Origin of the sequence: uncultured Actinobacillus sp. (assembly GCF_945915845.1) — a bacterium.
Taxonomy (GTDB): Bacteria; Pseudomonadota; Gammaproteobacteria; order Enterobacterales; family Pasteurellaceae; genus Exercitatus.
In genome coordinates this window covers 1-11,694 of the sequence record NZ_CAMEFX010000019.1, presented here as the reverse complement: position 1 = coordinate 11,694, position 11,694 = coordinate 1, and the positions used below count along the sequence as shown (strand labels likewise).

Here is an 11,694-nt window from a genome sequence, read left to right as displayed (position 1 = left end):
GTAGGTAAGAAATGAAGAAAATAATTATTGTAGGACATAACCAAGAAAACAACGAAAAATTGGAAACGCTTTTCCAACATTTCGGAATGAAAAAAGCGCTCCCCTCGCGCCGAGAGGGATTAACCCCTATTCAAGTGGGGGAATTGCTGAATAAAGCAATCAAGAGCCAAGCACCTCAAATTCAGGAAATTGACGAAGAAGAACTTCCGAAAAAGCTCCCTACCCCTATTAGCAAACGCCGTTTAAAGAAAAACCTCAAAAAACAGCAAAATACACAGCCAGCCAGCGCACTCCCTAAATCTATGTGGGATTACATTCCAATGGATTTAATGATCGCTAATATTGATAGCGAATTTTGGGGTTGGGCGGATAAAAATGCTTTAGAGAACTTAGAATACTGGAAAAATTTAGATCCTTCTATTTATTTTGTTCTAACTTATGATCACCCACAATCTTTACTACTTAAATTAGAAAGTGAAAATGAAGAAATAAGTAAAGAAATTATTTTAGAAAAATTAGACGATTGGAATGCTTATAATACAAAAATGCTGGATTTCTTCGAGAAAAATCCGGAGAGAGCTATTTTAATTAACAATGAAAGGGTTAGACAACAAAATAATAGCTCACTTAAGGCGCTTTATAGTCAGGTTGTGCCAAATGAATTTAATCGTCAAGAAATTGTGAGCTTTGAAGAATTATCGATGGATCAAGCTGTTAGCGAATCACCTATTTCTTCTGTTCTTGTTAATACTATTATTCATAATTCGCCGGAAATTTCTAAAACTTTTTCTAGATTAAATCAACAGGCTGATTTTCCATCGGTAGAATATTATAATAGCGATATTGATAGCGTTATTGAAGCTTGGAGAGAAAATTTTTATAAAAATAAAAAATTAGAAATGAAAATAAAAGAAAATGAAGTTAAATCAATGGAAATTAAGCGGAAGTCTAATGAATTAGAAATGATAAAATTAGATAATAATAAAAAAGAAGAAGAGCTTAGCCATACTGTAAAATATAATAACACGCTGCTTGAACAAATTTATACTATACAGAATAAATATGAAGAGATTTATTTAGAAAATAAAAACACACAGAAAAAAATAGAAGAAATTGAAAGGGAAAAAGGAGATGTGTTAATAGAGAATAATAGAAAATCAGAGTTGTTATCTAGCTATGAGGGAAATATACAGTTATTGCAACAAGGTAAAGATTTACTTGAGAATAAAATAGAAACTATAGAAAATGAAAATAAGTTATTATTATCGCAATTACTTTTTGTTCAAGAAGAATTAGAACGGATATTTAAAGAAAAAGATAGTCCAAGAAAGGATGATAAATTATTATTTGGTGCGGCTGATAGAATAAGAAAGCAATTAGACTATAGAATAGGTTCAACATTGATTAGAAATAGTTCTAGTTTTTTAGGATGGATTAGTATTCCTTATTCTTTATTCTTGACATATTATGATTATAAAAAGAATAGCTCTAAAGAATTAGCTAATTTACCTCCTATTGAACAATATCAAGATGCTAGTGAAGCAGAAAAGTTAAAAAAACATTTATCCTATAAATTGGGAGTCACTTTTATACAGAATATCAAAAACCCTTTTAAATGGTTAATATTACCATTCGCATTATGGAAGGAAATTCTAGAATTTAGAAGAAATAAAAAGCAGAAGTAAAGTGAATTTTTATCTTCATAAAAATTTGGAGCGTATATTATGAAACATAACATATTAGTTGTTGGGGCTGGTTTCTCTGGAGCTGTTATTGCTCGTACATTGGCAGAACATGGTTATAAAGTAAAAATTATTGACAAACGTAATCATTTAGCTGGGAATTGTTATACTAAACGAGATGATGAAACAAATATCATGGTTCATCAATATGGTCCTCATATTTTTCATACAGATGATGAAGAAATATGGCAATTAATTAATAAATATGGGGTAATGATTCCTTATATTAATCGAGTAAAATCTACCGTGAACGGTCAAGTTTACTCATTGCCTATAAATTTACACACTATCAATCAGTTTTTTCATAAGAGCTTTTCTCCAAAAGAAGCATATAATTTTATTCTAAATGAAAAAGCAGATAAAACTATTGAGGAACCAAAGTCATTTGAAGAACAAGCATTAAAATTTGTTGGCGTTGATTTATATGAGGCTTTTTTCAAGGGATATACTCAAAAACAATGGGGGATTAGTCCAACTAAATTACCTGCAAGTATTCTAAAACGCTTACCAATAAGATTTAATTATGATGATAACTACTTTTTTCATAAATTTCAGGGAATACCTAAAGAAGGTTATACTTCAATTGTAGAAAATATGTTAGAACATGAAAATATTGATGTTCAGTTAAGTACAGAATTTGATGGTAATATTAAAAATTATGAGCATATATTTTATACTGGTCCTTTAGATGAATTTTATAATTATCGCTTTGGTAGATTAGGATATAGAACTTTAGACTTTGAACGTTGTATTGATAAGGGGGATTATCAAGGGTGTGCTGTAATGAATTATGGAGATGAATCTGTTCCATTTACTCGTATAGCAGAACATAAGTATTTCACTCCTTGGGAGAATCATGATGATACAATTTATTTTAAAGAATATAGTCGTCAGTGTGGAGAAAATGATATTCCTTATTATCCTATTAGACTTATTGATACTATAGATATGCTAGAAAAATATATTAATCTTGCTAATCATGAGGTTAAAATTACTTTTGTTGGGCGTTTAGCCACATATCGTTATTTGGATATGGATATTACAATTCGCGAAGCTTTAAATGTTGCCAATGCATTTATATCAGCAAAAGAAAATGGTGGTATTGTAAAATCATTTTATGTTTCAGTTTTATAAATAGAGGATGTTAGACCTAATGAGTAATTTTAATCAAGTCGCAAAAGCAAATAAGTTAATGAATATAGGAAACTATTCAGAAGCATTAGCTATATATAAAAATCTAATTTTACAAGATGAACGCTTAGAAAGTATATTTAAGTTAAATATAGATATATGTGAAAATAGGTTAAAAGGTATAAATTCTTCTAATAAAATAAAAAGCTATATAGCTCCTAAAATATCTATTTTAGTTCCTACATATAATGTAGAATTATATATAAAGGAATGTTTGGATAGTCTTATATCTCAACATAATATAGATGAATTAGAAATTATTTGTATTAATGATGGTTCTACAGACTCTAGTATTGAAATATTATATCAATATCAAAGTAAATATGATTTTATTAAAATTATTAATCAACCTAATTCTGGTTATGGAGCTGCACTTAATACAGGATTAAAACATGCTACAGGAGAATATATTGGTATTGTAGAGCCTGATGATTATATATCATCTAATATGTATCAAGAGCTTATTAAATTAACTTATGAAGAGGCTAATATAGATATTATTAGGGCTACTGCCATCGCATTTACTAAAGATGGTCCGCTTGATGGTCTATATGGATTGCCTCCAAAAGGGAAATTTGACTATTCTTTTAATACAAATATAAACCCTCATATTTTAACTAGTCCACCAGCAATTTGGACATCTATTTATAGAAGAAAATTTCTTATTGAAAATAATATTATTTTACCTGAAAGCCTGGGAGCATCTTACCAAGATGTATCATTTTTTATACAAACAATGATACATGCTAAAAAAATTAAAGTTACTTGGAAACCTTTCTATTTTTATCGCAATGATAATATGTCAGCATCTCGTTTTAGCAAAGGTAAAGTAGATGTTATTTTTGATATGTATGATTGGTTAAGTAATAAATTAGATTTATATAATTCTTCTTGGAAAAGACAAATTGTTGACCGGATGATGAATGATTTTAAATGGAGTTATGGTAGGGTTGATGATATTTATAAGAATCGTTATTTGAATAATGTAAATGTATATATCAATAAATTTGATAGTTTAAATATTGGAATAAATGATTTTGATCCAAAATTCCATTCCTTTTACAAAGAAGTTACTCAAAAAAGTAATTATAGAAAAAGGGGTTGTGGTGGTTTTACTATTCAAAAAGATCAACCAATTATTAGTTTAATTACACCTATATATAATGCTCAAAACTATATTAAAGAGTTTTTAGATTCTATTATTAATCAAGATCATAGTGATTATGAGATTATACTGGTAAATGATTTTAGTAAAGATAATACGTTAGATATTTTAAATAGTTATGATTTTAAAACATTAAAATATAAAATTGTATCGCTATCTCAAAATAAGGGAGCGTCTAATGCTCGTAATGTAGGATTGAATTATGCCTCAGGAATTTATATAAGATTTATTGATTGCGATGATATTCTTCCTGAAGGAAGTTTGGGATATATGAAGTCTATGGCCAGACAATATAGATCAGATATTTTTAAGGGCTATTTGTATGGTTATGATTATAAGTCTGGAAAAGTATTTCAAAATCTATGGGGGGGAAGAAATTATCAATCTCAATTATCTATTAATCAATTACCAGAAAACTCTCCTGATTGTTGGAATTTATATGATCATCAAGCTTTTTTAATTAGAAGAGATTTGATTGAAAAACATAAAATTGAATACCCAATTTTAAAAAATTATCAAGATCCACCATTTATTGCAAAATGTTTATCTGTTGCAAATAAGGTTACTATTTTACCTAAGGATGTCTATCATTTAGTATGTAATAGAGGTATTAAAACTATTACTCGTAGTGAGTGGGATATTGATAATTTTAGAGCTTTAATCAGTGGAACAAAACAAGCACTTAACATCTTAAGTGAATCAGGTCTTTATATGATTACTAAGCATAAAATTATGTCATTTATTCCAGAATGGTTTGATAAATTAACTATTATTGGAAAATGGGAGGATAAAAAGCTTAGAGATGAGATTTTTGATAATATAAGAAGTTTTCAATTAGATTATTCAATATCATTATTTAACATTAATAGTGAACCTAAATATCAAATTTTGGCTTTTATGATTGCTAATCAAAGATATGATGATGCTTGTGAATTTCTAGCAAAAGTTAGAAATATACATAAGCCAGATAAAGCTTATTTATATTATTATCCATTCTGGGATGAGAAGAATCCGTATTTAAATAAAGTATATGGTGGAATATCAGATTTAAATGGACGAGGAACAATTATAGATGCAATAGTTAGATGTATGAATGTAAAAAATCAAGTGACTGTATTCCATTTACATTGGACTGATTTATATATTCAAAAAGCAAATATTTTGGATAAAGTAGAGGCACATAAAGCTGCGTACTATTATATTTATTTATTTGAACTATTCAGAAAATTAGGAGGGAAATTAGTTTGGACAATGCATAATTTTCATCCACATGAGTTGAACTACATCACTCCAGAAAAAATCTTAATGGATGGTATTTTAAAATATTCTAATCATATTATAGTTCATACAGATGAGGGAAGAAGATATTTACTTGATAATTATAAATTTGATGAGAAAAAAATTATTATAGCAAGGCATGGTCATTATATAGGTTGTTACAAGGATGACTTATCTATTTCTCAATCTAGGGAAAGCTTTGAATTACATGAAAATGAGATTCATTTTGTATTCTTTGGTCAAGTGAGAGCTTATAAAGGTATTGAACAATTAATACAAGCATTTAATAAACTTGCATTAGAGTATAATAATATTAGATTGACAATTGCAGGATCTTTTCCTGATAAGAGTTATAAAGAACAATTACTAGCTATGGTTGAATCACAATCAAATAATTTGATTATGTTTAAGGAAGGTTTCATAAAAGATGATGAATTGCAGCGTTATGTAAAATCATCTGATTTTATTGTATTACCATACAAGAAAATTTTAACAAGTGGCTCAATTTTATTAGCATTAAGCTTTGCATCTCCTGTCATTGCGACCAAATGTGATGTGGTTAATGATCTTATTCAAAATGAAGTAAATGGATTTATTTTTGATAATAATCTATATGATATTTTACATAAGGCATATCATTTAAATAGAGAAGATAAAGAGAAAATGAGACAGAAAGCTTATGAAGTTGCGCTTAGAAATGATTGGAAACCTATGCAACAAACTATCAATGATATTTTAACTGGTTCTATTTAATATATAATTAATTCTTATGGTGGACAAAAGTATGAGTTACAATTTTACTATTGGTTATGAACGAAATACTTATGCAGAAGAACGTTTGTTTATTAATAAATGCTCTTCTGCTATTTATGAAAAAGTGAATAGTATAGAATTTCCCTCCTATCCTGAATTCTTTAATCAAAATGAACTATTTAATAGTTCTTGGATTAATAGAAACGATAAAAAAGTTGATCTAGTTCACTATTTTAATCAAATCAATTTTGGTGATATGCCATTTGTTGTCACTTATGAAACTAAAGTTCCTAGATTTTGGACAAAAGATGCTTTTGAGAAAGGGATAGAGATTTTATTAAGTGATACATGTTTACAAATTATTTCTATGTCAAAATCATGTTATGATATACAGCAATTGGCACAATCGTATTTAAGTGATAATGATAAAAAGATTTTAATAGATAAAACATTAATTCTTCATCCTCCGCAAGAATTATTACCAAATAATATAGAAAGATTTGAACATATAGAAAAATTGAAATTAGTTTTTGTTGGTAGGGATTTCATTAATAAAGGTGGAGTTCCTATGTTACTAGCATTAAAAAATTTAATCAATAAAGGCTTTCCATTAGAATTATATTTGGTTTCTAATTTAAGAATTATTGATAATACTACAAATAGTACTGAAAAAGATATTGAATGGATAAAAAGCTTTATTAATGAAAATAAATCATGGATTTATTATTATCAAAGTTTAACTAATAGCGAGGTCTTATCATTAATATCATCTTGTCATGTTGGATTATTACCAACTTTAGCTGAAACATATGGATATTCTGTATTAGAAATGCAAGCAGCAGGAGTTCCTGTAATTTCTACAAATATTCGAGCATTGGCTGAGATTAATCATATAAATTGGCAAATCCCTCTTCCTTATACTATGAGACCAATTATTAAAGATGAGACTTCTATTCCATCTTTGTATGAAGATGTCAGGACTAAATTAGAATCTATACTTGAAGATATTTTTCATAATTTGAGTAGTTTGAAACAATTATCGTACCTTAACCAAGGTAGAATTTATGCTGAGCATAATTTAGAGCAATATTCAAATAAACTATATGATATATATAGTAAAGCATTATAATATTATTTAAATAGAGTGTAATATGAGTATTATTTATGAAGATCATCACCTGCAAGTTCTTTATATTAATAGAGGGGGAAAGACTTTATTAGTAACTTTTGGAAATATGTTAAATAGAGCTAATGGTATTAATATTTATGCGGGTATTATTGCAGAAAAATTACATATCAGTATTTTAGGTTTTATGCCTAAAGATGCTAATTGGTATCCTAGTTCTAGTATATATAGTTCTTTAAACACAATATATGATATTCTGAATTCATATCCTGTAAAAGTGGGCTATGGAGGAAGTATGGGAGGGTATGGATGTTTAAAATATTCGAAATTACTAACATTAAATAAAGTAATAGCTCTGGACCCTCAATTTTCAATCAATATAAATGATATAGATGATAATACATATTATAAATATTATAATCCTGATCTTCATCAGGATATGAAAATAAATGAAATGGACATCTCTAAAGAATGTAAATACTATGTGGCTTATGACCCCTTTTATTCAACAGATGTTAAGCATGTATTTAAAATAAATCAAGTGATTAATGATTTAAATATTATAAATATAAGTTTCTCATTCCATTCTTCCGAAAATATTATAGCAAATACATCTACAATGAAATATCTTTTACTTGAAGATATCGAATTGTCTGTAATTAAATCTAAAATTAGATATTTAAAACGAAATAAACCATTTCATATTTCCCATTTGTTAAAAAAGATATTTTTGAACAGAAATAATAGATTCTTTTATCTTTTGAAATATAGTAAATTCAACTTTAAGAATATCGAATTATCAATTAGAGAGAAAGCAATAAGACAGTTAATTGTTGAGAAGGGGGGGGGGGGGATTGAGCAACTCCTAAAATTGTCTTCAGGTATCAATGTTATGCAATCTTGGCTTAGAACTGTTCATGGTCAGGTCTTATGCTATAATTTACTGGTAAATAGGTTAGAAACATATTCTGAAGATATTATTGAGAATCAACTTACGAAAGATATAAAACCTATTATATATCCTATACTATCTGATGATGGTTATTTAGAAATAGATATCAATGGAATTTATTATTTTATATGTATGAAAGATGATAAATACTATATTTTTAATAAAAATAATAAGATACATAGTAATGTTCTATTTCCAGTGAAAATATCCACAGAATTAGGTGTTTATATAAAATGTGGAGATAAATTTCTTACGCCATTGAAAGATGGTTCTATATCAAATAAAACAGAGAAGCTAGATAGATGGGAGTATTTTAAGCCTTTTGAAAAATTTTTAATATACAGTTTGAAGCTTTAAGAAAATATTCATAAAAATTATATTAATTAGAAAGTAATTTATAGTTAAGAGTTAGCAATGATGAATTCGTTTATTGTGATAAAATAATTAAAATCATACTTTAATATTAAGAATTAAACAAGTTTATTTTAATAGAGATATTTGTATATCTTTGTAAGTAGGATGTAGGTTATAAACTATTAATATTAGATTTTTAAGTGATTTTAATTTTTAAAGCATTGTAAGGAGTTATAATGTTTCAACCAATTATTATGGCTGGTGGTACTGGTAGTCGTTTATGGCCACTTTCTCGTGAATCATATCCGAAGCAGTTTCAAAGGCTCTATGGTAATACGAGTATGCTACAGGCAACAATTCAAAGATTACAAGGCTTAGATTGTTTACCGCCACTTGTTATTTGTAATGAGGAACACCGTTTTATCGTTGCAGAACAGTTGCGTCAAATTGATATGTTAAATCACAATATTATTCTTGAGCCGATTGGTCGGAACACTGCACCTGCAATTGCTCTTGCTGCGTTTATTACAACTTATCAACAAAAAGATGTAAACCTTCTTGTTCTTGCAGCCGATCATGTCATCACTAATGTAGGAGCATTTCAAGAATCCATCCGCCAAGCACTACCATATGTAGAGAATAATAAATTAGTTACCTTTGGGATTGTGCCTAAATCCCCTGAAACAGGATATGGCTATATTCAATGCGGAGAAAAACTGGAACATGCCGGCTTTTTAGTAAATAAATTTGTTGAAAAACCAGATTTAGACACCGCACAGCATTATTTAGAAGATGGCAATTATCTTTGGAATAGTGGAATGTTTGCATGCAAAGCAAGTGTTTATTTGTCAGAATTAAGAAAGTATCGTTTTGATATATATGATCACTGTCAGAAAGCAACAGAATGTTTAGAACATGACTTAGACTTTATTCGTATCAATGCGAATATTTTTAGACATTGTCCTGAGGATTCTATTGATTATGCTGTGATGGAACATACCTCAGATGCTGTAGTTGTACCTATGGATGCTGGTTGGAGCGATGTAGGGGCTTGGTCATCGTTATGGGATGTGTCTGAGAAAGATGAACAAGGTAATGTTAAACAAGGTGATGTAGTATGCATTAACAGCCCAAATAATTATATTTTCTCGGAAGTTGGGCTAATTACTACAGTAGGAATTCAAAATGCTGTTGTAGTTCAAACAAAAGATGCGGTATTAGTTACAACAAAAGAACATTCTCAAGATGTTAAATTAATTGTAAAACAATTACAGGCTGCTAATCGCAAAGAAACCAAACTTCACAGAGAAGTGTTTAAACGTTGGGGAAAACAAGATTCCATTGATGTTGGCTCACGATATCAAGTTAAACGAATTACCGTAAGACCAAATGAACGACTCTCAACACAAATGCACTATCATCGTTCTGAACATTGGATCGTTGTTGCAGGAACGGCTAAAGTTAATATTAATGGCATAGAAAGCTTACTAACAGAAAATCAATCTATCTACATTCCGATTGGTGCCACTCACTATTTAGAAAATCCAGGAAAAGTTCCCCTTGAGCTTATTGAAGTGCAAGTGGGAGGATACTTAGAAGAAGATGATATAGTAAGGTTTAATAACTAAGGAAATTCTATGAAAAAAATAACAATTGCCGGTGCAGGTTATGTTGGGTTATCCAATGCAGTATTGCTTGCTCAGCATAATCAAGTAATGCTATTTGATATTAATAGCGAACGGGTTGAGAAGATTAAACAATTTCAATCGCCAATTTCCGATGACTTATTAGAAGAATATTTAGCAAAAAAAGCATTAAATTTAACCGCTAGCACAGATCCAAAATTAGCTTATCAAGATGCGGATTTTGTGATTATCGCTACACCGACGGATTACGATCCAAATACTAATTTTTTCGATACGTCAAGCGTAGAAAAAGTCATAAGTGATGTGTTGGAATATAATCAAAATGCGGTAATGATTATTAAATCAACTATTCCGGTTGGTTTTACTGAAAAAGCAAAAACAAAATTTAATACTCAAAATATTATTTTCTCGCCGGAATTTTTGCGTGAAGGAAAAGCCCTATACGATAATTTATATCCTAGCCGAATTATTGTGGGGGAACATTCTGAAAGAGCAGAAATTTTCGCCGCACTTTTACAACAAGGTGCAATTAAAAAAGATGTTCCGATTCTTTTTGTGGATAATACTGAAGCAGAGGCGATTAAATTATTCTCAAATACATATTTAGCAATGCGAGTAGCTTATTTTAATGAGTTGGATACTTATGCTTCTATGCGTGGTTTAAATACTAAGCAAATTATTCAGGGCGTAAGTTTAGATCCGCGAATTGGTGAGCATTATAATAATCCGAGTTTTGGTTATGGTGGTTATTGTTTACCAAAAGATACTAAACAATTATTAGCGAATTATAATGATGTACCACAAAATTTAATTCAAGCAATTGTGCAATCAAATGATACACGTAAAGATTTTATTGCCAACGAGATTTTAAAATATAATCCTCAAGTTGTTGGTGTCTATCGTTTGATTATGAAATCAGGTTCGGATAATTTTAGAGCCTCAGCTATTCGTGGCATTATTAAGCGCTTGCGTGGCGAAGGTGTTGAAGTTGTTATCTATGAACCGCAACTTAACGAAGATATGTTTAATGGTATTAAAGTTATTCATTCTTTAGCCGAATTTAAACAATATACAGATGTTATTATTGCCAATAGAGTTGCCGAAGAATTGCTAGATTGTATGGATAAAGTTTATTCCAAAGATATTTTCGGACGAGACTCATAGTTTTTGATGGTATTTTTAATAAGTGCGTTTATGCGCACTTCAGATTGCTGACAACCCCAAAATAAATAGCGGTATTGTAGGGACGCCACGCTTGGCGTCCATTACAAAGACGGAGTGTGATTTATGTTTATCAGCAGTTCGGGGGGAAACGCACCTTTTTAAATAAGGAAATCACAATGTCTTTTTTTAGAAAAATCTTTCCTAAAAAAGAAAATGCTACGTTGCATTTATTAGCAAAAGAGGAAAATATTCCGCAAAAAGAGATTGCTTTATTAAAACTGGGCTTATATAAAGCTATTCTTTCAGATCCTAAATATAAAAAT

General features: G+C 29.2%; 7 protein-coding genes. All 7 read left to right on the top strand.

The window, feature by feature from the left end; all coding sequences use genetic code 11:
- The first annotated feature begins 11 nt into the window (after positions 1 to 11).
- The 7 genes from Q0O89_RS06055 to Q0O89_RS06025 all read left to right on the top strand — a co-directional run bounded on the left by Q0O89_RS06055 (position 12) and on the right by Q0O89_RS06025 (position 11,371).
- Positions 12 to 1,685 (top strand): hypothetical protein, encoded by a 1,674-nt coding sequence (locus Q0O89_RS06055; protein ID WP_293730827.1) that lies wholly within the window; start codon positions 12 to 14, stop codon positions 1,683 to 1,685.
- A gap of 39 nt (positions 1,686 to 1,724) precedes the next feature.
- Positions 1,725 to 2,876 (top strand): UDP-galactopyranose mutase, encoded by a 1,152-nt coding sequence (gene glf, locus Q0O89_RS06050; protein ID WP_293730825.1) that lies wholly within the window; start codon positions 1,725 to 1,727, stop codon positions 2,874 to 2,876.
- A 19-nt stretch (positions 2,877 to 2,895) separates the two neighbouring features.
- Positions 2,896 to 6,129: a glycosyltransferase gene (locus Q0O89_RS06045; RefSeq protein WP_293730824.1), complete on the top strand. Its 3,234-nt coding sequence runs from the start codon at positions 2,896 to 2,898 to the stop codon at positions 6,127 to 6,129.
- 31 nt (positions 6,130 to 6,160) lie between these two features.
- Entirely contained in the window at positions 6,161 to 7,258 is a 1,098-nt protein-coding gene (locus tag Q0O89_RS06040) for a glycosyltransferase (protein WP_293730823.1), read from the top strand.
- Between the two features lie 22 nt (positions 7,259 to 7,280).
- Positions 7,281 to 8,564 carry a hypothetical protein gene (locus Q0O89_RS06035; protein WP_293730822.1) on the top strand — a complete coding sequence of 428 codons (1,284 nt, stop codon included), beginning with the start codon at positions 7,281 to 7,283 and terminating at the stop codon, positions 8,562 to 8,564.
- 233 nt (positions 8,565 to 8,797) lie between these two features.
- Positions 8,798 to 10,189: a mannose-1-phosphate guanylyltransferase/mannose-6-phosphate isomerase gene (locus Q0O89_RS06030; protein ID WP_293730821.1), complete on the top strand. Its 1,392-nt coding sequence runs from the start codon at positions 8,798 to 8,800 to the stop codon at positions 10,187 to 10,189.
- Between the two features lie 9 nt (positions 10,190 to 10,198).
- Entirely contained in the window at positions 10,199 to 11,371 is a 1,173-nt protein-coding gene (locus Q0O89_RS06025; RefSeq protein ID WP_293730820.1) for a nucleotide sugar dehydrogenase, read from the top strand.
- The last annotated feature ends 323 nt before the right edge of the window (positions 11,372 to 11,694 follow it).

Bases quoted from the DNA above. Each gene is read 5' to 3' on its own strand.
- Q0O89_RS06025 (WP_293730820.1), top strand. From the start codon at position 10,199: ATGAAAAAAATAACAATTGCCGGTGCAGGTTATGTTGGGTTATCCAAT.
- Q0O89_RS06030 (WP_293730821.1), top strand. From the start codon at position 8,798: ATGTTTCAACCAATTATTATGGCTGGTGGTACTGGTAGTCGTTTATGG.
- Q0O89_RS06055 (WP_293730827.1), top strand. From the start codon at position 12: ATGAAGAAAATAATTATTGTAGGACATAACCAAGAAAACAACGAAAAA.
- glf (WP_293730825.1), top strand. From the start codon at position 1,725: ATGAAACATAACATATTAGTTGTTGGGGCTGGTTTCTCTGGAGCTGTT.
- Q0O89_RS06045 (WP_293730824.1), top strand. From the start codon at position 2,896: ATGAGTAATTTTAATCAAGTCGCAAAAGCAAATAAGTTAATGAATATA.
- Q0O89_RS06035 (WP_293730822.1), top strand. From the start codon at position 7,281: ATGAGTATTATTTATGAAGATCATCACCTGCAAGTTCTTTATATTAAT.
- Q0O89_RS06040 (WP_293730823.1), top strand. From the start codon at position 6,161: ATGAGTTACAATTTTACTATTGGTTATGAACGAAATACTTATGCAGAA.